General features: G+C 64.5%; 18 protein-coding genes. 14 read left to right on the top strand and 4 right to left on the bottom strand.

The annotated features are described in order from the left end of the window. Positions 1-11: 11 nt before the first annotated feature. Positions 12-917: a LysR family transcriptional regulator gene (locus ACOJB8_RS26530; protein ID WP_069267159.1), complete on the top strand. Its 906-nt coding sequence runs from the start codon at positions 12-14 to the stop codon at positions 915-917. Between the two features lie 69 nt (positions 918-986). Here the strand turns inward: ACOJB8_RS26530 and ACOJB8_RS26525 are convergent, their stop codons facing one another. Together ACOJB8_RS26525 and ACOJB8_RS26520 are read right to left on the bottom strand one after the other, a co-directional pair. Beyond that, positions 987-2,432, bottom strand: coding sequence for an MFS transporter (locus ACOJB8_RS26525; protein ID WP_475015110.1), 1,446 nt, complete (start codon positions 2,430-2,432; stop codon positions 987-989). A 243-nt stretch (positions 2,433-2,675) separates the two neighbouring features. Continuing rightward, positions 2,676-3,527: a hypothetical protein gene (locus ACOJB8_RS26520; RefSeq protein ID WP_475015105.1), complete on the bottom strand. Its 852-nt coding sequence runs from the start codon at positions 3,525-3,527 to the stop codon at positions 2,676-2,678. Between the two features lie 512 nt (positions 3,528-4,039). On the opposite strand from ACOJB8_RS26520, the gene ACOJB8_RS26515 reads away from it, so the two are divergent. The 8 genes from ACOJB8_RS26515 to ACOJB8_RS26480 all read left to right on the top strand — a co-directional run bounded on the left by ACOJB8_RS26515 (position 4,040) and on the right by ACOJB8_RS26480 (position 20,213). Further along, entirely contained in the window at positions 4,040-5,608 is a 1,569-nt protein-coding gene (locus ACOJB8_RS26515) for a multicopper oxidase domain-containing protein (RefSeq protein WP_475015101.1), read from the top strand. A gap of 84 nt (positions 5,609-5,692) precedes the next feature. After that, positions 5,693-7,309: a multicopper oxidase domain-containing protein gene (locus tag ACOJB8_RS26510; RefSeq protein ID WP_475015099.1), complete on the top strand. Its 1,617-nt coding sequence runs from the start codon at positions 5,693-5,695 to the stop codon at positions 7,307-7,309. 17 nt (positions 7,310-7,326) lie between these two features. Then, positions 7,327-15,594, top strand: a complete 8,268-nt coding sequence (locus ACOJB8_RS26505) for a cadherin-like domain-containing protein (protein WP_475015097.1) — start codon at positions 7,327-7,329, stop codon at positions 15,592-15,594. Next, positions 15,591-16,085 (top strand): hypothetical protein, encoded by a 495-nt coding sequence (locus ACOJB8_RS26500; protein ID WP_069267155.1) that lies wholly within the window; start codon positions 15,591-15,593, stop codon positions 16,083-16,085. The genes ACOJB8_RS26505 and ACOJB8_RS26500 overlap by 4 nt, the downstream gene beginning before the upstream one ends. A 43-nt stretch (positions 16,086-16,128) precedes the next feature. Beyond that, on the top strand, positions 16,129-17,055 hold the full coding sequence (locus tag ACOJB8_RS26495) for an outer membrane lipoprotein-sorting protein (protein ID WP_368619026.1): 927 nt from the start codon (positions 16,129-16,131) through the stop codon (positions 17,053-17,055). A gap of 30 nt (positions 17,056-17,085) precedes the next feature. Next, entirely contained in the window at positions 17,086-17,922 is an 837-nt protein-coding gene (locus ACOJB8_RS26490) for a LolA-like protein (RefSeq protein ID WP_342946288.1), read from the top strand. Positions 17,923-17,924: 2 nt separating this feature from the next. Then, positions 17,925-19,637 carry a c-type cytochrome gene (locus tag ACOJB8_RS26485; protein WP_475015094.1) on the top strand — a complete coding sequence of 571 codons (1,713 nt, stop codon included), beginning with the start codon at positions 17,925-17,927 and terminating at the stop codon, positions 19,635-19,637. Positions 19,638-19,703: 66 nt separating this feature from the next. Further along, positions 19,704-20,213 carry a DUF1269 domain-containing protein gene (locus ACOJB8_RS26480; RefSeq protein ID WP_069267152.1) on the top strand — a complete coding sequence of 170 codons (510 nt, stop codon included), beginning with the start codon at positions 19,704-19,706 and terminating at the stop codon, positions 20,211-20,213. A 149-nt stretch (positions 20,214-20,362) separates the two neighbouring features. Here ACOJB8_RS26480 and ACOJB8_RS26475 read toward each other — a convergent pair whose 3' ends face one another. Further along, positions 20,363-20,995 (bottom strand): transglycosylase SLT domain-containing protein, encoded by a 633-nt coding sequence (locus ACOJB8_RS26475; protein ID WP_475015092.1) that lies wholly within the window; start codon positions 20,993-20,995, stop codon positions 20,363-20,365. Between the two features lie 553 nt (positions 20,996-21,548). Between ACOJB8_RS26475 and ACOJB8_RS26470 the strand changes: the two genes are divergently transcribed. Next, the gene (locus ACOJB8_RS26470; protein WP_083245472.1) at positions 21,549-22,328 is read left to right on the top strand and encodes a response regulator; all 780 of its coding nucleotides are present in this window, start codon (positions 21,549-21,551) and stop codon (positions 22,326-22,328) included. A 17-nt stretch (positions 22,329-22,345) separates the two neighbouring features. On the opposite strand, the gene ACOJB8_RS26465 is transcribed toward ACOJB8_RS26470, so the two are convergent. After that, complete coding sequence (locus tag ACOJB8_RS26465; protein ID WP_475015089.1) at positions 22,346-23,476, bottom strand: ATP-binding protein; 1,131 nt, start codon at positions 23,474-23,476, stop codon at positions 22,346-22,348. Positions 23,477-23,762: 286 nt separating this feature from the next. Here ACOJB8_RS26465 and ACOJB8_RS26460 point away from each other — a divergent pair, with 286 nt between their 5' ends. The 4 genes from ACOJB8_RS26460 (at position 23,763) to ACOJB8_RS26445 (ending at position 26,991) form a co-directional block, all read left to right on the top strand. Then, positions 23,763-24,386: an SCO family protein gene (locus ACOJB8_RS26460; protein ID WP_406952388.1), complete on the top strand. Its 624-nt coding sequence runs from the start codon at positions 23,763-23,765 to the stop codon at positions 24,384-24,386. A 30-nt stretch (positions 24,387-24,416) separates the two neighbouring features. After that, entirely contained in the window at positions 24,417-25,085 is a 669-nt protein-coding gene (locus ACOJB8_RS26455; protein WP_368685656.1) for a response regulator, read from the top strand. Between the two features lie 189 nt (positions 25,086-25,274). Continuing rightward, positions 25,275-25,736 carry a type II secretion system major pseudopilin GspG gene (gene gspG, locus ACOJB8_RS26450; RefSeq protein WP_069267147.1) on the top strand — a complete coding sequence of 154 codons (462 nt, stop codon included), beginning with the start codon at positions 25,275-25,277 and terminating at the stop codon, positions 25,734-25,736. Between the two features lie 55 nt (positions 25,737-25,791). Next, the gene (locus tag ACOJB8_RS26445) at positions 25,792-26,991 is read left to right on the top strand and encodes a type II secretion system F family protein (protein WP_069267146.1); all 1,200 of its coding nucleotides are present in this window, start codon (positions 25,792-25,794) and stop codon (positions 26,989-26,991) included. The last annotated feature ends 4 nt before the right edge of the window (positions 26,992-26,995 follow it).

The raw sequence follows: 26,995 nt of genomic DNA, 5'->3' as shown, positions 1-26,995 counted from the left end.
CCCCATTCATCATGGTCAATCCACTTCACTTCGATCTGCAGTCGCTGCGGGTCTTTCTGCTCGTCGCGGAACATGGCAGCCTCACCAAGGCCGCCGAGCACGGGCAGCTCACGCTTTCGGCCGTCAGCAAGCGCATTGCCGAACTCGAAAGCGTGACCGACTGCGCCTTGTTCATCCGTCGCGCGCGCGGCGTGGATCTGACGCCCGCGGGCCATGCGCTGCTGGAGCACGCCACGCGCGTGGTCGATCAGGTCAATCGCATGGCCACCGAAATGAGCGACTACGCCGCCGGCGTGCGCGGGCACGTGCGCATGTGGGCGAATACGTCGGCGATCGTGCAGTTTCTGCCCGTCGATCTCGCCTGCTTCCTGAATGAGCATCCAGGCATCAAGGTCAGTCTCGAAGAGCGGCTGAGCCACGAAATCGTTGAAGCGCTCGGCGCAGGCAAGGCCGACCTCGGCGTGTTCGCCGACAACGTGCCCGCACCCGGCATCGAGCGGCGCCTCTATCGCCGCGACGAACTCGTGTTGCTCGTGCCGCGCAGTCATCACTTTGCGCAACTCGAGGTGATCCGCTTCGCCGATACGCTCGACGAAGACTACGTGGGCCTGAGCGATGGCAGCTCGCTGCTCGCGCGCATGACGGACGCGGCATTCGCCGTCGAGCGATCGCTGAAGCTGCGCATCCAGGCCTCGAACTTCGACGGCGTGTTTCGCATGATCGAAGCAGGACTGGGCATCGGCGTGCTGCCGCGCGACGCGGTGAGCGACGAGCGCGGCAAAGCCGGCGTCGTCAAGGTGAAGCTGGCGGACACGTGGGCGACGCGCACGCTCTGGATCGGCATGAAGGCGGATAGCGCGCCAAGCTCGGACATCGTGAGCCTGTTCGACTACATGTCGGCGCGCGCAGAGCAATGAAAAGCGGGGCGGCCCCGCAAGACGCGGCAGCCGCCCCGATGACGCTGGGACGCTTGAGGTATCGGACGCTCAGACGGGATTGATCTCATCCTGGCTGCGCCGCGTGGTGAGGGGCCCGAACGCACGCAAGGTCACGGCAACGATGGCGAGCGCGGCGGAGATCACCCCGAACATCGCAATCGGGCCGTGCTGCGTGAGCACCGGCAACAGGATGAAGGGCAGGGCGCTGCTCATGATGCGCGAGAGCGAATAGGTGCTGCCGATCGCTGTCGAGCGCACGCTGGCGGGGAAAATCTCGGCCTGGTACACGTGGTAAGCGTTGCTGAACACATTCGATGCGCATGTCGTCAGTACGCCGAAGCAAACGATCAGCGCGGCCTGCCCCGAGTACGCGAAACCAAGGCCAAAAATACCGATGGAGATCAGCGAGGCGATCACGAGCGTGCGGCGCTCGATCCAGTTGAGCAGCGGCACGGAGAGCAGCGAGCCGATCGGGTAGCCGAGGAACGAGAGGGCAACGAACAGCGTGCTGCCCGTCACGTCGATGCCGCGGCTCTTCACGACGACGCCCGCAAGCGTACCGAAGCCGTAGTAGCCGAAGGCCTGGAACAGGTGAAACACGACGAGCATGACATAGCGCTTGTCATAGGGCGCGCGCCGCAGCAGGGCAATGCGTTCGGCGAGGCTCAGCGGACGCTGGCGCGTTTTCGGCTCGGCAAAGCGCTTCGGCATCGGCGCGCCGGCGCTTTGCGCGAAGCGGCCCAGCATCGCATAGGCCTCGTCGGCGCGGCCTTGCGCCAGCAGCCAGCGCGGGCTTTCCGGCAGGCGATGCTGCACGGCCAGCACGAACAGGGCGCCAAGGCTGCCGATGGCGAGGATGATGCGCCATCCCGCAATGCCGGCAGGATGGATCGGATTGAGCCAAACCGCGAGGAAACCGACCAGCGGCACCGCGACGTACGAGGTGGTATAGGCCCACGCGGCCATCCGGCCGCGTTTCTCCTTCGGCAGGATCTCCGAAAGGAAGCTATCGGCCACGGGATAGATCGCGCCGACGCCCACGCCGGTCAGAAAGCGGCAGACCACGAGCATGGTGGCGTCCACGGAGAACGCTGCGAGCAGCGAGAACGCGCTGTACCACACGAGCGTGAACAGGAAGGCGCGCCGGCGGCCGACGCGGTCGGCGAGACTGCCGAGGAAGAGCGAGCCGAAGAACATGCCGACGAAGGCCGAGGCCAGCAAGAGCTTGAACGCGAGGCTGTGCGCATCGAGTCCGTATTCGTTCTGCAGCGCGGCGCCGATCGAACTGACGAGGAAGATCTCGTACATGTCGAAGAAGAGGCCAATGCCGATCACCCACACCACGAAGCGGTGCAGCGCGCCCACGGGCATGTCGTCCATGAAGCTGCTGAGCGTGACGCCCTGGGGGCTTGGCAATGGGGCTTCCGCGGCGAGCGGGCGGTGTGGCGCTTCGCCCGGCGCGCTGCCGCCCAGGTCGAGGGGATGGCTGTTCATGCTGTCTCCGGTATTTTCGATGCCGCGTCACGAGCCGCGGTCGGGGCGCAAATCCGTACGAACGGTACGGAGAAGGCGTGATGGCCAGTGTGGGAGATTTTCGCGAGCGCGAAAATTGAGGAAGGGTGAAGCGTGCTTTCCCGCGGGGAAAGGCTGGGGCGGGGCGGCGCGTTATAGCCGCGCCGTTGCGCCCGAAATGCGTCTGGCTTTGCTTGCTTATGCGATCGCGAGGCAGATGCCGGTTCAGATCTGCAGCCGCTCGAGAACTTCAAGGAAGAGCAGCACGGCAATGAGGATGCCGATCCACCTTACCGTCAGTCTGAGGTTGAGGAGCGTCGGTCCCAGCGAGCTCACGGCTTCCGCGACGACCTTCGCCGCCCCCGCCGGGTCGCTGCTCGCCGCCGAGCCGCGCAATGAAGCCGTCGCAAAGTCGATGCGCAGATGGGTGACATAGCCAGTGGCTATGTTCGGCCATTCGACCGTGTCGTCGCCTTCATCGGGCCGCAGAAAGAGCCGGGGCTGGCGTGACGGCTCGGCCGCGGGATCTTCGGACGTATAGAGGTGCCGCATGGCCAGACCCAGCTCTACCGCGCCAAGCTGGCCGTCCGAGATCGCCTTCGCCAGCACCTGCAGGCAGGCAGGGGGAATGTGGCACGCGAGCCACCACTGATCGGGCTCTCCGGTCTCGTCATCGGCGGCATTGAAGCCCAGCCGGGCGGTGCCGAGCGCCACATCGGACATCGAGTTGCCCAGTTCGTCTTCCAGTGCGCGCAGGCCAAGCCGGTCGGCCGTGCTGACGTCGCGGGCTTCGAAGCTTACCTGAAGCACGCGCGTCGCCAGCTGCGGAAAGCCAATGATCGCAAGCTCCTGGCCGTCGAGATGCGCCGCGCCGTGGAGCGACGTGGACAGAACCGGCTGCCGGTCCTGATCCAGCGGCTCGACGAGTTGCTGCGCCACCTGAAGCTGTTCCAGCTTCAACCACATCGACGTGGTGGGGTAGTACGTCCGCTTCGCGCTTGCCAGCTCGACGAGTTCAAGAGCGTGATCGTTGCGTTCGACGAGATTCACCGCCGCTCTCTTTTCCAGAAAATCCATGTTCCCCCCCACGCCGCCAGGTCCCTCGCCGGCATGAGACCAGGAGGTGAGTGCCGTCCGTCTGACCGCGTGATCGACAAGCGTCCGCGGTATTCGGGTTTGCGCGTGATGTGAATAGGGGGGATTGTACCCATCGGAAAGTTCGCCGCTATATGCCACAGGGCACATAAGAACGACATTTCAATCCTCAGATTGATTCGAAGAATCACGTCGATTCGAAATGAAAATGAAAGCCATGACGCTGCGCGAGCGTTCCCCTTGCAGACCGGAATCGAGGCATGACGCGCCGCTTGTGTTGGCCAGGACACACTCCATCGCCCGTCAGGACCACGGCCGCGCAACGCGATGGGTTTGCCCTACTGCAAGTGTAGGGAGGTGACCCATCGCAGGCTCCGCTGCCGATATCCAGAATCCACATACGGGTCAGTGTGACGAATGCATCAGCCCGCAACTGCAGTCGAGCGTGACGTTCAGCGCCTGACGCGCTGCTTGACCCCAAGGACGGAGGTCATATGTTCAGCATCCGCATGTGTCGCAATAGCGTGGCAGCCCTGCTATGCATGATGTTTGCGATCCCCTCATTTTCCCAATCGTTCACGGTTCAATGCCCGCCGACCACGCCGTCTCATCCGTCGGCGCTGCCCGCGGGCGCCGGCGAACCGCCGTACACGGGACCGTCCTTCACGGGCCAGACCTCGGCATCGACCGGTGTCGTCAACGGCGCCATCAAGTGCCAGCAGATCTCGGGTGGCGACGGCTATGCGACGATGGCCAACGGCGTGCAGACCTATCTGTTCGCGTTCGGGCCGTTGTCCGGTCTTGCCGACATCAAGGCCGGATTGCCCGGCACGCAGTTCGCCTCGGTGTTCAACACCGTCGGCGATCCGAGAACGGATCCGACCTACAACGGCGCGGTCGGTCTCACGCCCGATCCGGAATCGACGCCGCCTGGCCAGCTCACGGGCCATGTCGACCCGCGGCCGATCATGGACATCGGCGTGATGAACGGCAACGAGCCCGCGCCGATGATGGCGATCGACGAGGATGACGAGTTCTTCCTCACGCTCACGAACGTCGGCATGATCATGCGCCCCGACCTGTTCGAGAAGCACACGGTGCACTTTCACGGCTATCCGAATGCCTCCTCGTTCTACGACGGCGTGCCGGACGCGTCGGTCGCGATCAACATCGGCGCGAGCTTCACGTACTACTATCTCGCGCCGGATGCGGGCACCTACTTCTGGCACTGCCACATCACGCCCCCGGAGCACCTGCAGATGGGCATGGTCGGCCAGATCTTCGTGCGTCCGCGTCAGAACCGCGTGCCCGCGGGCAAGTCGCTGTATCAGTCGCTGGTTTTGCAGCAGCAGGATCTGCGCACGCGGTGCGGCACCGACATTCTCTGCACGACGCCGCTGCCGCCACAGAACGGCGTGCTGCACGTGAACAATTTGAGCGGGACGCCCACGCTCTACGCATACAACGACGGCGATGGCTCGACCGCCTATGACGTCGAGTATCCGGTGCAGATCCATGGCTTCGATCCGAACTTCCACTTCGTCGGCATGACGTTCAATCCGGAGCCCTTCACCGACATGAAAGACAAGTTCTTCATGCTGAATGGCCGCAGCTATCCGGACACCGTCAATCCGAATGCGCTTTCGACGCCCGCGTCGGACGGCGTGCCGCGCTTCTCGCAACCGCTGCCGTCGCTGATCAATATCCCCGTCGGCGGCAAGGTGCTGCTGCGCATCTCGGACCTCGACGTCACCGAATATCAGACGCTCGCCTCGCTCGGCATTCCGATGCACGTGGTCGCGCTCAATGCGCGGCTGCTGCGCGACATGGCCGGCAACGACATGACCTACTACACGAACTCGATCACGCTCGGCGGCGGGGAGTCGCTCGACCTGATCCTCGACGCCACCGACACGACGAAGTATCAGTCAGGGCAGGTCTTCTACCTGTACACGCCGAATCTGGACCATCTGGCGAACGACCAGGAAAACTTCGGTGGACTGATGACCGAGGTGCACATCTGCAGGTCGGTGGATCCGAAGACGAAGGTCTGCACGCTATGAGACGCATCATGCACGCGATAAAGACGGTCCATGGCTGCCCTGCCATGGACCCGGCCAGGAAGTCCTGCACTTAGGAGAAGAGCCGTGGGACACATCACTTACCGCATAGCGATCGCGACCCTCGCGCGCCTCGGACGGCTTGCACGGTTCGGCGTGGCGGCGCTCGCGGCGCTCTTGTGCATGCAGGTGCATGCGGCCGCGCCTGGCATCACGGGCACGCATTTCGATCTGCGCGCCGAGGCGAGTCGCATCACCCAGCCGGACGGCAATAGCGTCTATTCATGGGGCTACGGCTGCAATACGGCGCCGGCCGGATTTTCGCCGCCCAACATTGCCGGTGCGAATTGCCCGACCATGCAGATTCCCGGCCCGACGCTGATCGTCAACCAGGGCGACATCGTCACGGTGACGCTCACCAACAATCTGCCGGCGGCGGCGGGCAACACGTCGATTCTCTTTCCCGGGTTTGACGTATGCATGGGGACGATCGACCCGACGACGAGGCTCTGCTCCGGCACGCCGACGGGCGTGCAGGGCCTGCTCACGCGAGAGGCGTCCCACACCGTCACGGTCACCTACAGCTTCATCGCCGCTACGCCGGGCACGCACGCGTACTACAGCGGCACGCAGGGCGATCTGCAGATCGAAATGGGCATGTATGGCGCGGTCATCGTGTTGCCGACGTCGTCGCCCGGTACGCTCGCCGTGCCGACCGGCTGCAACCCGATCCAGGGGACGCGCAAGCTGCTGGACGGCCAGCCCGACTTCCGCAATGCCGCGGCGGCCTACAACCACAGCGCAGCGTGCTACGACCGCGAGTATCTGTTTCAGTTTTCCGAAATGGATCCGCGCATTCATGCACAGGCGGAGCAACAGGCCAGCAACGCTTGCACGAGTCCGACCGGCTGTATGACGGTCGAGACGGAGCCGTACCATCCAGCGTACTTCATGGTCAACGGACGCTCGATGCCGGACGACATGGACCCGAACTACGCGGCGCAATATCCGAATCAGCCATACAACGGCAACCCGCACATGCACCCCGGCGAAATGGTGCTGCTGCGGATCATCGGCACGGGGCGCTGGCAGCACCCGTTCCATGAGCACGGCAATCACGTGCGCGTGCTCGCGCGCGACGGCAACATGCTGCTCGCCAGGTCGGACGCGACCAAGGTCGCCGGCCCGCTGCTGTTCACGACCACGACGACACCGGGCCTTGCGATGGACGGGATCTTCTACTGGACGGGCAAGGGGCTCAACTGGGACGTCTATGGGCACTATCCCGGCGACGGCAGCGTCTGTATCCCGGATGCAAACGGCTACTACACGCAGGATCCGACGGCACCGAACTATTACGAGTGGTGCGCGGACCACAACAAGGCGCTCGAAACCCATCCGTTCGGCAAGGTGGGAAGCGGCGGCCCGGTGACGCTGCCCGACTCGCACGTGCTGACCAACGGCTTCTGGTACGGCGGCAGCCCCTATCTCGGCCCCGATGCGACCATGCGCGCGACCTCGCCCACGGGCACGACGCCGCCAAGCGGCACGTCGGTGAATCCACCGCAAACGGAAGCCGGCTTTGCATTCATGTGGCACTCGCACAATGAACGTGAGATCACCACGAACAACATCTTCCCTGGCGGAATGATGATGATGATGCTCGTTGATCCGCAAGCATTCCTGATCGACGAATCGAACTAGAGGCGGGGAGAACGGCGATGAGATCCACCACACTCAAGGCAAATCTGTTAGGTATGCTTAAGGCGTCGATTGCCGCTTCCGTTTTGCTGGGCGCGAGCGGGATGGCATTCGCCCAGGCATCCGTCAATCTCACTGCGAAGGCCACCACGGCCGTGATGCCCGACGGGCAGGCCGTGCCGATGTGGGGTTACAGCTGCACGGCGGCCGCTGCGCCTGCCACGTGTACGGCGGCGAACCCCGGGGCAGGAGCGAACTGGTCGCCCGTCGTCATCACGGTGCCGCCTGGGCCGCTCACGATCAATCTCAACAACAGCCTGCCCGGCTCCGTGCCGACCTCGCTCGTGATCGTCGGGCAACTGGGAGGCGGTCTGGGCACGACGGCGACGAGCATGCCGAGCCCGACGCACCCCACCCAGACCGCGACCACGTGGCCGACCGCCGCCGCCGCGCCCGGCGGGGCGACGTTCACGCCGCCGACGCAAGCGGCCCGCGTGCAGTCGTTCGCGACCGAAGTAGCGCACGGCAGCACCACTGCGCTCACGTGGAGCAACCTGAACCCCGGCACCTATCTGATCGAGTCGGGCACGCACCCATCGATCCAGGGGCCGATGGGGCTCTATGGCGTGCTGGTGGTGAGAACGGCGGCCAACGGTACGACGCCTGCACAGGCGTATCCGGGCATCAGCTACGACACCGACGTGCCGCTCGTGCTGAGCGAAATCGATCCGGTGCAGAACACCGCGGTCGCCTCCGCGGTCGCGACCCCGGGCTTCAGCGAAACCCTGTCCTGGTCCGGGCAGCCGGGCGGCTGCGGCGATTCGAAGTCGACCTCGTTCGGCACCTGCTATCCGCCCACGGTGAACTACGATCCGCGCTACTACCTGATCAACGGCGTCTCGTTCGACCGCACCAATCCGGGCGCTTCGACGTTCGCCGCGACGAGCGCCGCGACCACCGGGCCGGTGATGCTTCGCTTCGTCAACGCGGGTCTGCGCATGCACGTGCCGGCCGTGGTCGGCGCGCAAACGGGCACCACGCCGGGCTCCGGCTTCGCATTGATCGCCGAGGACGGCAACGTGCTGCCCGGCAATCCGCGGATCCAGTCGGAAGTGTTCATGGCGGCCGGGAAGACCTATGACGCGCTGGTCAACATGCCGGCCGCAGCCGCTTCCGCGCTGCCGGTGTTCGATCGCGAACTGAGCCTGTCGACGAACAACGCGCGTGACGGCGGCATGCAGGGTTACATCAGCGTGAACAACTCCACCGCGGCGTCCGCGGCCGCCGTGGCGAATGCTTCGGTCACCGGTTCCACGTATTTCTTCGTACCCGGCAAGACGCTGACCGTGTCCGACCCGGCTAGAGGCGTGGCGGCGAAGGACGCCAACGTCTACGGCGTGCAGGTGAAGACGCCACCGACTGGCGGCTCGCTCACGCTGAACCCGGACGGCACGTTCGTCTACACCCCGAGTCAAGGCACGACGGCCGACAGCTTCGTGTACCAGGCGAACGGCAACCCGAACGCCGCGGCGACGGTGACGCTCACTGCGTGCACGACGGGCAACGGGTGTCAGTCCGGACCGCCCACGGCCGGTAATGCCGCTTATACGAGCAACGTCGCCTCGCGGCTGCAGATCTCCGAGCCCGGTGTGCTCACGTACGCCAGCGATCCGAATGGCCTGCAGCTCACCGCGACGCTGGTCGGCACCCCTTCGGGCGGCTCTGTCACGCTGAATCCGGACGGCTCCTTCACGGCGAGCCCGGCAACGGCGCCAATGGGCAGCGCGGCGTCCGCGAGTGTGACGTTCCAGTACAAGGCGGTGAATGCGCAAAATACGGCGAGCAACACGGCGAGCGTGACGGTGACGTTCAAGGGCGGCAGCGGACTCGTCGTCAACGTACTCGATGCGCCCAGCACGCAGCCGGGCAAGACGCCGGTGAAGATCAGCGACTACCGCTGGATCATCGAGGAAGACCGCACGTTCCAGATCGATCCGGCGTGCCAGGTGAACTCGCCCACGCGTCCGGCGACGTGTCCGCCGCTGCCTGTGCCGAGTCTCGGTGCGAACTTCCATACGAGTTACATGCCGGTGGTGGCGGCAGGCTGTGTCGGCGTCGCCGCGTGCGAAGCGGGGCAGACGGTCTACGACCCGGTCAGCCAGACCCACCTGCCGGCGGTGTGCGACGTCGGCAACGGCGTGTGCCGGACCACGGCGGCGCAGCAGGTGCCGGTGGATCCGTCGCAGGTGGCGCTCGATCCGAAGAAGCGCTATTACATTTCGATCCTGCCGGGCAACGCGTACAACTCGTTCACGAACGGCGGCGGCGTTCCGCAGCCGGTCGACCCGACCAACCCCTCGGGCGCGCAGCGGCAGTTCGACATTTCCAAAGACTGTCCGGGCGTCGCGAACTTCGCGCCGGGCACGGGCAAATGCGGCAACGGCATGGGCGGCGCGCCGATCGCGGCCGGGCAGACTTCGGTCAATGTGTTGCTGGAGGAATCGCCATTCCCGACTGCGAAGGTTTCCGTGTTCGTGTTCGAGGACGACGCACCGCTGAACGGCGAAGTGGACGTGAGCGGCGGCACCGACACCTTCGGCTCGGCGCGCGAACCGGGCCTCGGCGGCTTTGAGATCAAGCTGTGGGACGACGCGGGCGGCAGCGGCCAGCCGACCGGACAGATGACCTACGACATGTTCAACATGCCGCTGTCCAACTCGCTGCAAGGCACGATCGATCCGGTCAGCGGGCTCAACGCGTGCCCGATTTCGACATCGACCGATGGCCTCGTCGGCATGATCCCGACCTGCCCGAAATACGAGTCGGATGGCAAGACGCTGTCGCCGCTCGTTGGTCAGGCCATCATCGCGAACCTGATGCCGGGCCGGTACGGCATCATCGCGACGCCCGCTGCTGACCGCATCGCGCGAGGCGAGGAATGGCTGCAGACGAACACGCTGGACGGCGAGAAGGCCCACGACTCGTTCATCAAGATCGGCGGCCCGGCGTACTTCCAGGAATTCGGTCCGGCGGGCTTCCACGTGTCGATCGGCTTTGCGAATCCGAAGATCATCAACGCGCGGCTGCCTTTGCTGTGCGCCACCTCGAGCTGCAACAACGGGCTCAAGGGCCGGGTGACGAACCTGCACTACAGCCGTCCGCCCGACGAGCACCTCTATGGCAGCCAGTCGCGCAAGCCGTTGAGCTTCACGCAATGCTACGTGAGCGTGGGCGATCCGGACGGTGAAGACTACGCGTTCACCAAGTGCAACGCGGACGGCACGTTCAGCTTCACGGGCCTGCCTGCCGGCATAACCCGAATCACGGTGTTCGACCAGTGGAACGACCAGATCGTCGACGGGCTCGCATCGGCCGTGACGCTCGGCGGCGGTACGGTGACGGACGCGGGAGATATCGCGGTGCTTCAGTGGCAAACGAATCTCTATACGCGGACCTTCCTCGACACGAACGGCAACGGCGTGGGGGACCCGAGCAAGCCAGGTCTCGCGCTATTGTCGACCAACATTCGCTTCCGCGACGGCAGCTATTCGGATTTCAACGTCACGGACGGGAGCGGCTATGCGTCGTTCAACGAAGAGTTCCCGTTGTTCAACTGGTACGTCGTCGATACCGACCTGACGCGCTTCAAGCAGAGCGGCGTGCACGTCGTCTATGACGCGGGCGGTCCGCCGGACGGCACGCCGGGCGGCGGCAAGTCGACCATTGCCGCGAACTTCGCGAACACGCTGGAATCGGTCCATCTGCCCACGAACCTGCGGGTGCCGGGCGCGGTGTACTGCAACGACGCGGACTGCAACGACCGCTCGGGCTCGAATCCCTCGACCGGTCGGGTCGATCCGCCGTGGGTGACCACGATGGGCTGGCAGGGCTTCTCGGGCCAGAGCTCGTTCGTCGAGTTCGGCAAGACGCCCTACGCGGCGAATGAGAACGGCGGGATCCACGGCGAAGTCGTCTATGCCTCCACGCGCCCGTTCGACGATCCCACGTTGCTGATTCACACGAAGTGGACGCCCAACGTGCCGAACGTCACGGTGAACCTGTATCAGGAAGGCGTTGCGGCGGACGGCTCCACGAGCCTGAAGCTCGTCGACACGACGAAGACCGCGAGTTGGGACGACTGGGCCCAGGGGTTCCGTTCGGACGGCGTGCCGAACATGAACTGTCCGGGCCAGAGCACCAGCGATCCGTACTTCTACACGCTGCGGAACACGCCGAACTGGCTCGACCCGCAGCAGCGTGCGCTGCCGAACAACTCGCAGTTCAAGTGCTATGACGGCATGCACGTGTTCAACCAGGTGCAGCCGGCGCCGTTCGACGGCATGTACCAGTTCCCGAGCGTGACGGGCCGCGATCCGCATAGCGGCCTGCCCACCGGCACCAACTGCACGATCTGCAGCGCCAATCCCACGAAGGACGGCACGCAGATGCTGCCGCCCGGCAAGTATGTGGTCGAGATCATCGTGCCGCCGGGCTACGAACTGGTGAAGGAGGAGGACAAGAACATCCTGATCGGCGACAACTACATCGCACCGGTTACGCAGCAGTTCGGCGGCATCGGCGACATCTTCATCCTGCCCGACCAGGCGGCGATGAACTCCACTTACAACCGGAACAACCCGCAGAATCCGACCTCGAATCTCGGCTCCACCCCGCATGCCGAAGGCGACACCGGCTCCGTCGAACGCTTCTGGCCGTGTGTCGGCGAACTGCGGATCGTGCCGGACTACATCAGTCTGTTCCCGGGTTCGCAGGAAGTCTCGCCGTTCGCGGGGGCTTCGCGGAATCTGTGCGACCGCAAGGAGGTGGAGCTCACCGACCAAAGCGCGGTGCTGGCGAAGTTCTGGATCTTCAGCTCGACGCACGTCGCCGCACACTACACCGGCTTCATGCTGGACGATTTCTCGTCGGAGTTCGATCCGTATTCGCCGCAGTTCGGCGAGAAGTTCGCAGTGCCAAACGTGCCGGTGTCGTTCAAGGACTTCGCGGGCAACGAAATCTCGCGCACCTATTCCGACCAGTGGGGCATCTTCAACGGGCTGACCTACTCGACCTGGCAAGTCAACCCGCCGAACCCGACGGGCTACGCGCCGACGATGATGGTCGCCTGCATGAACGATCCGTACAAGCCCGACCCGGCGCATTCCGGCCAGACCATCAAGGACCCGCTCTATAACCCGGCATATAGCCAGTTCTGCTACGAGATTCCGTTCATGCCCGGACAGACCCAGTACATGGATACGCCGGTGGTGCCCGTCCAGGCCTTCGCGGACGGGTATAACCAGGTGGACTGCGCCTATCCGGACGGCACGCCGGGCATTGCCTCCGTGACGGGCGACGCGATTGCCGGCAATACGTCCGCGGGCAGCAACGGCGGCGCGGGCCCGTGGGTCAGTGGACCCTTGAAGACACTGACGATCACGTCGGTCGGCAGGCAGCAGGTGCCGAACCATGCGTACACAGGTCCAGCTGCCACTGCCGCGCCGTTCAACCAGAAGTTCATCACGCGCAACTACGGTTTCGGCCAGCAACGGGGCGTCGTGACGATCGCGGGAATCCCGGCGCCAGTGACGTCGTGGAGCGACGCGAAGATCACCGTGGTCGTGCCGCCTCTGCTCGGTCCCGATGCGGCCTGCACGATGCAGCAGCGCGGCGTGACGACGCCGACCCAGTGCGGCCAGCTCGTCGTCACCGCAGCCAGCGGCAAGCGCTCGATCGATGCGGTCACCGTGACGATCGGCGGCAAGGCGCCCACCTACGTGGGGGGCGAGAACACGGCGGGCAATGCAATCCAGACCGCAATCGACCATGCCGCCGCCGGCGACATGATCGTCGTCGGTCCCGGGACTTACAAGGAGATGCTGCTCATGTGGAAGCCGGTGCGGCTGCAGGGCGTGGGGGCGACGTCCGTGACGGTCGACGCCAATCCGCATCCGTCGGGCAAGCTCGACCCGTGGCGCAGGCAGATAGGGTGCCTGTTCGGCGATGCGCTGAACGGCGGCCTGATCTCGGCAAGCAATCCGTACGATCCGACCGGCGCGTACAGTTGCCTCGCCTCGATGCAGCGCAAGATCGACGGGATTCCGTTCGAGCCGACTTCCGGCTGGGATTTCAACCTCAACGGCAACCTCGCGGAGACGCTGATCGAGCCGACGCTGATGGGCGCGTACGAAGGCGCGGCCATTACCGTGCTCGGCAAGGGCGTGAAGGACGTGCTGGTGGGCGGGGTGCTGACCCAGGACCAGAACTGCGTCGCGAACGGCATCTGCACGCCGCTCACCAACAGCGCCGCGGACTGCAATACCTATCAGAGCAACTTCCTGTGCAACCCGTCGCGCATCGACGGCATGTCGTTCACGAACAGCTCGCAAGGCGGCGGCGGTATCTACCTGCATGGCTGGAATCACTACACGGAGGTATCGAACAACCGCGTCTTCTCCAACGCGGGAACGCTCACGGGCGGCATCATCGTCGGCCAGGTCGAGGTGCCCGACGGCAGCATCGCGGCGAATAACGTGACCCAGTTGCCGTTCCAGTACAACGTCCACGTGAACGTGCACAACAACCAGGTCACGTCGAACGCTTCGTACGGCGACGAAATCAACTCGACCACGCCGTCTTCGGCAGGAGGAGTGACGTTCTGCTCGGGCGCCGACTACTACAAGTTCAACTACAACTGGGTATGCGGCAACATCAGCAGCGGTGACGGCGGCGGCGTCGCGCACTTCGGCTTCAGCTACAACGGCGACCTGTCGCACAACTGGATCCTGTTCAATCAGAGCAACAACCCGACGCTGCCGACGTACGGCGGCGGGCTGATCGTTCAGGGTGTGCCGCCCGACGGCACCTTCTGCGAGAACTCGGCCACCGACGTCGACTGCGCGCCGCAGCTCTCGGACGGCGCGGGCCCGGACATCACGATCGACGGCAACCTGATCGTCGGCAACACGGCGGAAAGCGGCAAGGGCGGCGGCCTGCGGCTGCAGAACGTCAACGGCACCGACGTGCAACGTAGTCCGAACGACAGCTCCAGGTGGTATCGCGTGAAGGTGACGAACAACATCATCGCGAACAACGTGGCGGGCTGGGCGGGCGGCGGCGTGTCGCTGCAGGATGCCGTGGCGGTGAGCTTCATCAACAACACGGTCGTCTCCAACGACTCGACGGCGACGGCCGGCGTGCTGTTCAACACGTCCGCTGCGTCACAGGCCAACGTCGGGCCGCCGAACTGCACGACCTCGGGTTCGGAAACGACGTGCCAGCCGACCACGACGTCGCAGTACGAGCCGGCCGGCCTCGAGACCGCGCGCCACACGCAGAACCTGGTGGCGGCATTCACGAGGCCGAACGTGAAATGCCCGGCGGGCCACCCGGACTGCACGACGTTCTCGAACCCGGTGCTCACGAACGACCTGTTCTGGCAGAACCGCACGTTCTACATCACGGTGGGAGGACTGGATCCGGGCATTGCGGGGCTGCAGAACGTGGTCACGCTCAATCCGTCGCTGAATCAGGCCGGGCACGCCACGGGCTATTGCGATCCGAAGGCGGTCTACTGGGACATCGGCGCGTTCGGCGACACCGGCGCCGCCAACCATGGGTCCGGTCTGACGATGAACCCGCAGTACTCGATCCTGACCGACGCCGGCGACTATCCGAACGCAAACAACAGCGGATCGAATCCGGACGTCGTGCATCAGTACTGCAATGGTGCGCGCGTGCCGCCGGAGGCGGGTGGCATCGGCATCACGGTGCCCCCGGGCATTGCGGACACGGTGCTGCCGAATCCGTTGTTCAGCCTGCTGCCTTCGGCGACGCCGGACGAGGGCAACAACTGGATCAACATGTCGTACGGTCCGCTGTCGCTGTTCAACGAGGCGCGCACGGGCGCGCAACGCAACACGCTGCTTGGCAACTACACGATCCCCGGGACCTCGCCGGCGGTCAACCATGCCACGGCAGCGGGTGCGCCGAATCGTGACATCTTCGGCACGCCGCGGCCGCAGCTGGGTGGCTACGACATCGGCGCAGTCGAGTTCGTGAGGCCCGGCGTATTCGCCTCGCAGCCGTATCCGCTCGCGCTTGGCGTCAACGATCCGGTGACGCTGCTCGGATTGTTGCAGGGGATCCTGCCAAACGCCGCGAACAGCGGAGGGCTGCCCGGCATCGGAGGCGCACAAGGCAATCAGGGCCAGCCTGCGCTGCCGGTAGGCACGCCGCCCGCAGTCACGACGCCGGCGGGTCTGAAGACACTGGGAGCGTTGCCATGAGCCAGCGTCTGCGCCGGACGCCGCGGGTCGTGCTGCTGGCCGGCAGTATCTGTCTCGTCGCCGCCTCGCTTCAGCCGGCGGTCGGCGAGGCCGGTGCGAGCGCGGCGGCGAAGCAGTCGCCGTACTCGCCGGCGAGCCTGCCGCAGCGCGCGCGGGGCTATTACGAACTGATGCAGGGCATCGACCACCTGAGCGTGCGCCGCACGGCGTCGGGCAACCTGATCCGCTTCAGCTATCGTGTGACGGACCCCGTGGCCGCGCGGCCGCTCGGCGAAAAGACCGCGACAGCCGTGATGTTCGGGCGCACGAGCCATGCATTGCTCGAAATCCCGGTGATGGACAAGGTCGGGGCGCTGCGCCAGAGCGGTCCGCTGGAAACCGGTCAGGAGTACTGGATGGTGTTCTCGAACAAGGGCGGTCTGATCAAGGCCGGGGAGCGCGTCGACGTATTCGTGGGGTCGTTCCACATCGACGGGCTGATAGTCGAATGAATGCACAAGCGCCTTTCACGCGCAGACGAAGAGGAGATGACTCATGAACCGCTTTCTTTCGCTGGCGATCCGGACCGCGTCGGTGGTGACGCTCGCGGCAAGTGCTCCCCTCGCGCTCGCGGGGTCTTCTGCGGCGAGCGCCCAGACTGCGGGCGCGGCGCACATGAGTGCCGCGCAGATCGTCGAGCGCAACGTCGCCGCGCGCGGCGGCCTGCAGGCGTGGCACGCGGTCAACACGATGACGATGTCGGGGCAGCTCGAGGCGGGCGGCACGAAGAACACCAAACTTCCTTTCACGATGACGCTCAAGCGCCCGCGCAAGAGCCGTATCGAGGTCCGCTTCAACGACCAGACGGCATTCCAGGTCTACGACGGCGCGCAAGGGTGGAAGGTCAGGCCGTTCCTCGGCCGCAATGAAGTGGAGCCCTACACGCCCGCGGAAGCCAAGGCGGCCGCGTCGTGGGCCGAACTGGATGGGCCGCTCATGGACTATGCGGCGAAAGGCACGCGCATCGACGTGCTCGGCATGGAAATGGTCGAGGGCCACCGCGCGTATGTGCTCAAGTTGACGATGAAAGACGGCACGTCGCGCCGCGTATGGATCGATGCGGCCAGCTTTCTCGAACTGAAGGTCGACGGCGATGCGCGCAAGCTCGACGGCAAGATGCACAACGTTGCGATCTTCTATCGCGACTATCGCAAGGAGGGCGGCCTCGTCATGCCGCATACGCTCGAAACGGTTGTCGTCGGCGCAAGAGGCACGCACAAGCTGATCATCGATAAGGTTGCGCTGAACCCGCAGGTGGACGACACCGCGTTTGCCAAGCCGCAGGTCACGGTGGCGAAAGTCACGCACCCCGCACCGGTCGTCAGCGCGAACCCGGCGCCGAGCCCGCGTCCGGCGGCGAGTGCGAACCCAGGCGCAAATGCGGGGGCGCACCCGGGCCCGCGCCAGAGCGCAAGCCATTAGCCGCTGGGTGCCCCCATGAGGTTGACGGCCATGAAACCAGTCGCAGTATGGGTGCTCGCCGGCAGTGTCGCCGCGGTCGTGTTCGCGGGAGAGCAGATCCCCGCGCACGATCTGAGTGCCGATGAGATCGTCCAGAAGAACGTCGACGCGAGAGGCGGCCTCGACGCATGGCGCAAAGTCCAGACCATGATCTGGTCCGGCCACGTGGATAGCGCCAATGCGCCCGCGCCGGACCTGCCGTTTGTCCTCGCCATGAAACGCCCGAACAAGACACGCTTCGAGGTCACTGTGTACAACCAGAAGTCCGTGCGCGTATTCGACGGTAGACAAGGCTGGAAACTGGGCCCGAACGGCATGGGCAGCGCGACGCCGCGGCCGTACTCGATGGACGAGGCGACGTCCGCGCGCGACGAGCAGGTGATCGACGGGCTCCTGATCGACCATGAAGCGAAGGGCGTCACCGTTACGCTCGAGGGCAAGGATCAGGTGGGCGGGCGCGATGCGTATCGCCTTGCCGCAAAGCTGCCTTCCGGTGTGATCCGCCATGTGTGGATCGACGCTCAAACGTTTCTCGACGTGCAGGTCGACCGCCAGGTGCGCACGCCGCGTGGGCAGACGGTCGTCGTGGACGTGAACTACAGCGACTTCAGGAGCGTCGAGGGGCTGCAGATACCGCTCGAGATCGAGAGTGGGGCACCGGCGTCCGACAAAAAGGACAAGCTCACCATCGACAAGGTGTCGCTCAATCCGGCGCTGGACGATGGCATCTTCACGAGACCCGCACCGCCGCAGATGCACCGCAAATCGGTTTCGATCGACGTCGATGCCTCGCCGGCGCTGCCCGGCGCGGGACATCCGTCGCCCTGATCATGAAGCGCACGGCAAGCGGGCCGAGAGGCCGCACACGGGCACCGTCGCGGGCGACGCGATGGTTGGCTCCATGCGCGTTGGTCGCCGCGCTGATCGTGCCTGTGCACGAGGCGCGTTGCGCGCCTGCCGCCCCACCGGTCGCGACGGCGAGCGCCGGGCAGGCGCTCTATCAGCAGGGCGTACTGGGTTCGGGCGAAGCGCTCGAAGCGATGCACGACGGGGGCGTGCACCTGCAAGGCGCAGCCGCGGCCTGTGTGAACTGTCATCGACGCAGTGGCCTCGGCTCGCGGGAGGGCAACAGCAGCATTCCGCCAATCAGCTGGCGCTACCTCGTCGAGCCGCGCACGCAAACTCCGGAGGATCGCGACTTGCCGTACGTTCCCGGGATGCGCGCCGAACGTGAACCGTACACCGAGGCGACGGTCGCGCGCGCGATTCGCGAAGGCATCGACTCCGAAGGCAAGCCGCTCAGCAGCCTGATGCCGCAGTACGCGCTGAACGACGCCGATATGCAGGCGCTGATCGGTTATCTGAAGCAGCTCGATCGGCGCAGGCCGACGGGTGTCACCGATACCGTGCTGCACTTCGCGACCATCATCACCCCCGATGCCGACCCGGTGAAACGCGCGGGCATGCTCGATGTGCTCACGCATTACTTCGCCGACAAGAACGTCTTTCCGCTCGGTGCGGTGCCGCCGTTGCGTTCGTCGCGCAAGATGATGTTCATGGTCAATCGCCGCTGGGAACTGCACGTGTGGGAGCTAAAAGGTCCGCCGGATACCTGGCGCGGGCAACTCACGCAGTTTCTGGCCCGGCAGCCGGTGTTCGCGGTGTTGTCGGGTCTCGGCGGCAAAAACTGGGCGCCGATTCACGACTTCTGCGAGCAGGAGGCCGTGCCGTGTCTCTTTCCCAACGTCGAGGTGCCGATCGAAAACGATCGCGACTTCTATTCCGTGTACTTCTCGAAGGGCGTGCTGCTCGAGTCGGAGCTGATTGCGGCGCGCATCGTCGATGAAACCGGCGCGCCGCAGGCGCAGGGCACGAAAGAGGCGAAGGCGCCGACACACGTCTGGCAGGTCTATCGTACCGGCGACAACGGCGAACGCGGAGCGCAGTCGCTCGCCACGGCGCTGGCGGCTCACGGCATTGCGGTATCGAATCACGCACTCGCCCCGGGCGAGGGCATTGCAGGTGCGCTGCACGGCATACCGCGCTCGGATGTGCTCGTGTTGTGGCTGCGTCCGCCCGATATTGCGGCGCTCGCGCGGATCCCTCCAGCGACGCATACGGTGTTCATGTCGGGCCTCATGGGTGGGCTGGATAGTATCCCCTTGCCGACGAGCTGGCGCGGCGTCACGCGCCTTGCGTACCCGTTCGATTTGCCGGAAGGGCGGCGCGTGCGCGTCGACTACGCGTTCGGCTGGTTCTCGATCAGACAGATACCGATGGTGGCTCCCCAGGTGCAGGCGGACACCTACCTTGCCTGCGGTCTGCTCGCCGAGACCCTGAGCCATATGGTCGATGCGTTCGTGAGGGACTATCTGGTGGAGCGGGTTCAGGACATGCTCGAACGCCGCATCCTGACGGGCTACTATCCGCGCCTGACGCTGGCGCCGGGGCAGACATTCGCGTCCAAGGGCGGCTATATCGTTCGCTTTGCCGGGCCGGACCACATCAAGCTCGTCGCCGATGGGGACTGGATCGTGCCGTGAGATCGATGGCGCTTTGCGGGGCGTGTCGTGCATCTGCACACTTTCGAAGGAAAGCGGGAAGCTCAAATGCGACGCGTCTATCTTTTGCTGCCTACCGCACAGCGCGCGCGCGCGGTCGCCGGCGAACTGCTTTTGCACCGGGTCGAGTGGCGGCATATGCATGTCATCGCCAACGAGAATGTGTCGCTCGACGGCTTGCCGCAGGCATCGCTCGCGCAACGCAGCGATCTGCTTGCTTCGCTGGCTCGAGGCGCAGCAGTGGGCTGTGCGATCGGGCTGCTGGTGGCGCTGATTGCGCTTGTGTGCCCGCCCGAAGACGTACGGATTGCCGGCGGCACAGTGGTGATCCTCGCACTTTCGGGCGCAGGATTCGGCGCCGGGGTAGCGGCCGTGGTCGGCGTCGAGGTGCGCAATACGCGCTTGAAGCGCTTCGAAGAAGCGATCCTCCGCGGCGAGCTTTTGATGATGATCGACGTCCCGAAGGAGCGCGTGGAGGAGATCGAGGACATGATCGAGCTTCACCATGTACAGGCGCACGGCGAGGGATCGGACAAGACCATTGCCTTGTTTCGGTGACGTGTGCCCGCACGCGGTAGACAACGGAGGGAGAGCGTAGGACGCAGCACCGCTGCAAGTGTTCGCGTTCTACGTCGCAGAGGGCGTCCGGCCGACTGAACTGGTCCCCAGTCGGCCGGTTCGCTATGCTCCGGGGCGTGCAATCAGGCTCAACTGGACGCGAGGAGCTGCTTGTAGCGCGCCAGCACGCGCGGAACGTACAGACGCGTTTCCGGCAGCGACGGCACGCGATAGCCGGCGCGAATCACCGCGTTTTCACCGGCGTTATAGGCGGCCAGCGCGAGTTCCACATCGTCCTTGAACAGGTCGAGAAGAAAGCGAAGATAGCGGGCGCCGGCCAGCACGTTGTCTCGTGGATTGAACATGTCGCCGTGCGAGAATCGCGCAGCGGTGTCGGGCATCAACTGCATCAGTCCCAGCGCGCCTTTGTCCGAAACCGCCTTCGGGTTGTATCCCGACTCGATGTCGATCACCGCGCGAAGCAGTTCGGGTTGAACGCGAAAGGAACGGCTCGCTTCGTCGATCACGTCGGCGTACAGGGGGGAGTCGGCGCCGCCCGATGACTTGCGCGACCGGCGCCTGGCGCCGGGTTCGCCTGGCGGTTCGCCCGCAACGATCACCTTCAATCCCGGCTTGCCGCGCACGTTCGTCAGAACGATGGCGCCGTTGCTGTCGACGGTGCCGAAAATTTGTGCGCACGCCGGTCCCGGCAACACCGCACCGAGCATCGCGAATGCGGCAATGATCGCGTTTCCGAAGCTGGATGACGGGTGGGAATGCATCGTTGTTTTCTCCTGCACCTGAATTGTGGTGGAAGAAAAAACGGCTCGGCAATGGGGCACCTCCCTACACTTTGTGACGCGAAAGCGCGCTCAAAAAGCGCATTGCAGAAACTTAACATTCGAAATAAATGGTAATGGACGGTAATCAACGGCAGCCGCTCCGCCGTCATGCCTGGCGCCTTGATTCTTCTCGCCGGATGCAAATATCATCGATCAATTTTCACGCAATGATAAAAATGAACCGGCTTCCTGCCATCCATTGCGGCAGCTAATCTTCTGGGGATTTAAAAAGGATTCGAAAATGAAACATTTTTCGGCACTCGACGCGCGGCCGGAATGTCCCAACAAGTGGAGATGCGCGCCGTTGCTTGCTCTGCGCGAAGTGGCGTGAACCTTGCGAAGGGCAGGTACACACACAGTAACCCGAAAATAACACAAAGCTAACAGTTAGGAATTCGAATGTAAAGAGTGAAAGCTGTGTGGAAGGGAAGATTTTCGTCGAAGCGTTAATGCGGTGAAGACGGCCGAGGGCACGGGTACCGGGAGACAAGACGTGAACATGAAATGTCGCGTTGTAATCGCAGAGGATCACGATCTGCTGCGAAATGGTCTACGTTCGATGCTGTGTGCGCAAGCCGACTACGACGTCGTCGGCGAAGCGCGTGACGGCAAAGAGGCCTGCCAGCAGGCGATGACACTCGCCCCCCAACTGATCCTGATGGATCTGTCGATGCGGGGGATGAACGGCATCGACGCCAGCGCGACAATCAAACGGCGATCGCCGGGCATCCGGATCATCGCGCTCACGGTGCATCAAAACGAGGAGTACGTGCGGGAAGCGTTGCGTGCCGGCGTCGACGGTTACGTGCTGAAGGACGTCTCGTTCGAGGAACTGCTGGTCGCGATGCGCTCTGTCATGCAGGGCAAGAAGCATCTGAGTGCGGACGTCTACGGGTTTATGGTCGACTCGTTCGTCAGCGGCCGCGAAGCGCCCGCACCGAAGCATGCGTGGGACGTGCTGACGGCGCGCGAGCGCAGCGTGCTGAAACTGATCGCGGAAGGACGCACCAACCGTCAGGTCGGACAATATCTGAACCTGAGTCCCAAGACCATCGAGAAGTATCGCGCGAGCATGATGCACAAGCTCCATATCGCCAACCTGACCGAGCTGGTTCTCGTTGCGATGAGCATGGGTTTGCTGACGTCGCTCGCCGCCAAATGCGCTGAGCCGGATGTGGACGACGAGCATTTGCCGGAACGCGCCGATCCGGCGCCGGGCCCGGGGCCAGGCGGCGAAGAGCCCGAATGCAGGCTGGGCGAGACGGGAACCTGAATGCGGCGAGGGCTGCGCTAGCGCGTCCAGGTCGCGCAGACGAGGGTCCCGGTTGCGGCGGACGACTCGATCGAAAACGCGCCGCCGTGCATCTCTACACGGTGCTGCATGCCGACGAGTCCCAACCCTGTTGCATACGCTTCGTCCGTGGCGAATGGATGGTTCTCGTAGCCAATGCCGTTGTCCCGAATCGTCAACATCAGGCGGGCCGCATCGCTGCGCAGGCTGAGCGAGATTTCGGTCGCCGCGGCATGCTTGACGGCGTTATTCAGCGCCTCCTGAGCCACCCTGAACATGTCGGCTTTCAGATGCTCGGGCACGTCCTTATCCGCGACATCGCAGTCGAACACGACCGACATCGCCCCCGTGCCGCGTTCGATGCGCCGGCACAGCGAACCCAATGCCGCGGGCAGCCCCAGTTTGTCGAGCATGAGCGGCCTTAGTTCACCGCATATCTGCCGCACGTCGCCAATCGTTTCGCGGATCCTGAATACGGTCGAATCCAGTAGCTGCACCGCATCGTCGACCTGACCGCGGCGTATGCGCATCAGCGCGTCCTCTGTCATCAGCTTGACGAGGGTGAGCGCCTGGCCGAGGCCGTCGTGCAACTCCGAAGCGAGCCGCTGGCGTTCTTTCTGCTGACCTATCATCAGATACGTCTGGCACAACCGCTCGCTTGCGTCGAGCAACTCCGAGTCGGCAGACGCGGGCTCGATGATCAGCGGTTCTTCGAAAAGCGTCAGCAAGACGCCCGAATTCATCGTCTTCGCGGGCACCCATTGCTGATGCAGTGCAAGCCGCGTTGGGTGACCGGTTCGGCCGGTGAGCAGGGCCTTGAACGAATGAAACTCGCGAGCCGCGCTGGCGGACAATTCGTCTGTCAACGCCGCATGAGCGTCGTCGGGCGCAAGATCGACGAGACGCTTGCCGACGAGTTCGGCGCTCGAGTAGCCGAGCAGTGCGGCCGCGCTGCGGTTTGCCGACACGAAGATTCCAGCGGGCGTGAGAATCGCAAGCGCTGCGCCGCGCGCATCGGTGACGACGCCGGCTTCGGGCTGACTGGCGCAGGCTGCACGACGAAGCTTGCGCATTGCTTCGATCAGATCGAGCAATCTTACCTGCGGTCCTCCAGGCTGAATCGCATCCATTGGAGCTCCCCCCGATGCGTCGATATAAGCAGATCGTAAGAATATCGGGATTTTAGGCCGTGATCGGTGTGGGCCGCAACGGGTAATGTGCGGGCTCGTAGTATGGGGACCCCCCCATTGCACGGTGCGGGTTTTCCATCAAGCGGGCATACCCTACCGTCGTTTGGGGTCCCTCCACCCATGACGCTCGTTGGCAAAATCATGACACTGGGCTCGCAAGGGAGTGAAAGCGCCGCGACCTGCGCATCGCGAGAAGCGACCTTTCTCCTCACTTCTGGAGACCGGTATGAACAGGACTGCAAAATTAAGGCTTGGGGTGCTGGCTGGCATGGCACTCGCGGCGACCGCGGCATGGAGCGCACCGGCCGATGACGCCGCCGCCGATCCTCACATGCATCATCACATGATGGCGGGTATGACGACGCGCACGACCGGGCAATACACGCTGCCTTCGGTGGACCTCGTGCGCGACGACGGCAAGACCGTTTCGCTCGTCGACGAGTTGAACGACGGCCGTCCGGTGATCGTCACGTTCATCTATACCACCTGCACGACGATCTGCCCGATGACCAGCCAGACGCTCGAGCAATTTCAGAACGATCTGGGCGACGATCGCAACAAGGTCCATATCGTCTCGATCTCGATCGACCCGGAACAGGACACGCCCGCACGCCTGAAGGCCTATGCGGCCAGGTTCGAAGCCGGCCCCGAGTGGCAGCACTATACCGGCACGGTCGAGGCGAGCATTGCGGCGCAGCGCGCGTTCAACGTCTATCGGGGCGACAAGATGAATCACACGCCGGTTGCCTTCCTGCGCGCCGCACCGGGCAAGCCCTGGCTGCGCATCGACGGCTTTGCCACGCCTTCTGAACTGCTCGCCGCCTATCACGATGTCGTCGCTTCCAACTAGGCCTGCAGTGTCCCGCAAGGAGCGACGAAATTGGAAAAAAGACATCGTGTGCTGATTGCCGAGGACCAGCATTTATTGCGCAGCGGACTTTGCCGCATGGTTTCCGAACTGGACGACTATTGCATCGTCGGCGAGGCGAGCGGCGGGCTCGAAGCCCATCGCCTCGCGAGAGAGACGCTGCCCGATCTGGTCCTGATGGATCTGACGATGCCCGGCGGAAGTGGCTTCGATGCGATCACCGCGATCAAGCGCGAGTTCCCGCGCGTCCGGATCATCGTCCTCACCGTTCACTGGAGCGAAGACCACGTGCGCGAGGCGTTCGCCGCGGGCGCCGACGGCTACGTGGTCAAGGACGCGTCGTTCGATCAACTGGTGCGGGAAATGCGCTTCGTGTTGCAGGGCAAGCGGGTGGCCGGCGCCAACCGGATCAGCGGAGGGGCGCACGGATCGCAGGAGGACTTCGCCCACAAGGCGCAGCTCTGGAACGCGTTGACGGGCCGCGAACGCACGGTGCTGCGGCTCGTGGTAGAAGGGCACACCAACCGCCAGGTGGGCGAGTGCCTGAGCCTCAGCCCCAAGACCATCGAAAAGCATCGTGCGAACCTGATGCGCAAGCTCGGCATCCGGAACCTGAACGGTCTTGTGCGCATTGCGATCGACATGGGCGTGCTGTCGTTGCCCGACGACGAGCATGTGTGAAATCCCTCCAGACGCGATCGTGCAACTGGAGGGTCTTTACCCATGTCTTTGGACGGCACTCCCTACTACTTGCCCGTATCGACCTGAACAAGAATGCATTGAACGGCTTCAGCGGCGCTGAAGCGGTGAGTCGATACAGGGGGGGGAGCCGTGCACAGCGAATCGACCTCTATCCAACACGGTGTGCCGATGCCCGAGTCAAAGGCGCCGCGGCGTTGCGCCGGTCGTGCGGCACCGGCGCGCACGTATGCGCGCCGCGGCTTCACGCTGCTCGAACTGCTCGTCGTGATGGTCATCATCGGCTTGCTCGCCGGTCTCGTTGCGCCCCGATATTTCGAACAGGTCGGCAAGTCGAACGTCAAGATCGCACGTGCGCAGATCGTGTCGCTCGGCCAGGCGCTGGATCAATACCGGCTCGACGTCGGCGCCTATCCGACGACCGAAGAAGGCCTGGAGGCGCTCGTGGAGAAGCCGCAGAATGCCACGCGCTGGAGCGGGCCGTATCTGCAGAAGGCGGTGCCCGTGGATCCGTGGGATCGCCCGTATCAGTATCGTTCGCCTGGCGACCATGGCGACTACGACCTGTTTTCGCTCGGCAAGAACGGACGCGGTGACGGCACGGGCGAGAACGTCACGATCTCGTCGTGGTAGGGGCGCGCGGCGCGGTCGTCGCGCCGCCGGTGGGTTGTCTGCAAGGAGGTTCGACGTGAAGTACGTGCTGCGTGTCTTCGATACGAATGGCTCGGTCCAGACGCTTCGCATCGACAGCGAAACGCCCGCGGCAGCCACGGCACTCGCGCGTTCCCGCGGTCTGCGCGTCGTCTCGGTGCGCGCCGAGGGCGGCCGGCGGCAACGTGCGAACCGGCTGGGGCTTCCCGGAGGCCGGTTCAACGTCGAACTCTTTGCGCGCGAGCTAGCGGCGCTGCTCGATGCGGGCGTGGGCGTCGTCGACGCGTTGCGCACGCTCGGCGGCAACGAGCGCCGCGAGACGTCGGCGCAAGTGTATCGCGACCTCTTGCGTCAGCTCGAAGAGGGGCACTCGCTGTCCGCGGCGCTCGAGCACGCAAGCCATATCTTCCCGCTGGTTCTGGTTGCGTGCGTGAAGGCGAGCGAGCAGACCGGCGGCCTTGCCGACAGCCTTACGCGTTACTCGCGCAACAGCGCGACACTCCACGAGCTGCGTGCACGTGTGGTGTCCGCGGCGATCTATCCGACGGTCCTGCTGTTCGTCGGCGCGGCGGTCGTCCTCTTCCTGCTCGGTTTCGTGGTGCCGCGCTTCGCGAGCCTGCTCGAACACAGCGGGCGCGAGCTGCCGCTGCTGTCGCGCATGCTGATGGCCTGGGGCGGGTTGGTGCACGCGCACGGGTCCGGACTGTCCGTGAGCGTCGCGGTGCTGGCCGTGGCGACCGGCTTCGCCTTGCGCCGCCCGTTCGTGCGCAACTGGATCGCCGATCGCATGCTGGCGCTGCCCGGTATCGGGCAACACTTTCGCGTGTTTCGTCAGTCGCAGTTCTATCGCACGACGGCCATGCTCGTGGATGGCGGCATTCCCGCCGTGAAGGCCTTCGACCTCGCACAGGGCCTGGTTGGACGAGCGGACCAGACGGCGCTCGCGGGCGCGCTGCACCAGGTGCGCAACGGCGCGAAAGTTTCGGACGCGTTTCAGGAGGCGGGGCTCGCCAACGCGATCGCGTACCGCCTGTTGACGGTCGCCGAGAAGACCGGCGGTCTCGGGCCCGTGCTCGACCGCATCGCGGCGTTCCAGGAGGCGCAGGTATCGCGCACGATCGATCTGATTTCGCGCTTGATCGAGCCCGCGATGATGATCTTCATCGGCGTGGTGATAGGCGGGATCGTGGTGCTGATGTACATGCCGATCTTCGAAATTGCGTCGAGCATTCAGTAAACCG

This window comes from Paraburkholderia sp. BR10141 (genome assembly GCF_056155635.1).
Note: the sequence above shows the minus strand (reverse complement) of the source record. Positions and strands in the feature narration are given on the sequence as shown.

Bases quoted from the DNA above. Each gene is read 5' to 3' on its own strand.
- ACOJB8_RS26530 (WP_069267159.1), top strand. From the start codon at position 12: ATGGTCAATCCACTTCACTTCGATCTGCAGTCGCTGCGGGTCTTTCTG.
- ACOJB8_RS26525 (WP_475015110.1), bottom strand. From the start codon at position 2,432: ATGAACAGCCATCCCCTCGACCTGGGCGGCAGCGCGCCGGGCGAAGCG.
- ACOJB8_RS26520 (WP_475015105.1), bottom strand. From the start codon at position 3,527: ATGGATTTTCTGGAAAAGAGAGCGGCGGTGAATCTCGTCGAACGCAAC.
- ACOJB8_RS26515 (WP_475015101.1), top strand. From the start codon at position 4,040: ATGTTCAGCATCCGCATGTGTCGCAATAGCGTGGCAGCCCTGCTATGC.
- ACOJB8_RS26505 (WP_475015097.1), top strand. From the start codon at position 7,327: ATGAGATCCACCACACTCAAGGCAAATCTGTTAGGTATGCTTAAGGCG.
- ACOJB8_RS26500 (WP_069267155.1), top strand. From the start codon at position 15,591: ATGAGCCAGCGTCTGCGCCGGACGCCGCGGGTCGTGCTGCTGGCCGGC.
- ACOJB8_RS26495 (WP_368619026.1), top strand. From the start codon at position 16,129: ATGAACCGCTTTCTTTCGCTGGCGATCCGGACCGCGTCGGTGGTGACG.
- ACOJB8_RS26490 (WP_342946288.1), top strand. From the start codon at position 17,086: ATGAAACCAGTCGCAGTATGGGTGCTCGCCGGCAGTGTCGCCGCGGTC.
- ACOJB8_RS26485 (WP_475015094.1), top strand. From the start codon at position 17,925: ATGAAGCGCACGGCAAGCGGGCCGAGAGGCCGCACACGGGCACCGTCG.
- ACOJB8_RS26480 (WP_069267152.1), top strand. From the start codon at position 19,704: ATGCGACGCGTCTATCTTTTGCTGCCTACCGCACAGCGCGCGCGCGCG.
- ACOJB8_RS26475 (WP_475015092.1), bottom strand. From the start codon at position 20,995: ATGCATTCCCACCCGTCATCCAGCTTCGGAAACGCGATCATTGCCGCA.
- ACOJB8_RS26465 (WP_475015089.1), bottom strand. From the start codon at position 23,476: ATGGATGCGATTCAGCCTGGAGGACCGCAGGTAAGATTGCTCGATCTG.
- ACOJB8_RS26460 (WP_406952388.1), top strand. From the start codon at position 23,763: ATGAACAGGACTGCAAAATTAAGGCTTGGGGTGCTGGCTGGCATGGCA.
- gspG (WP_069267147.1), top strand. From the start codon at position 25,275: ATGCCCGAGTCAAAGGCGCCGCGGCGTTGCGCCGGTCGTGCGGCACCG.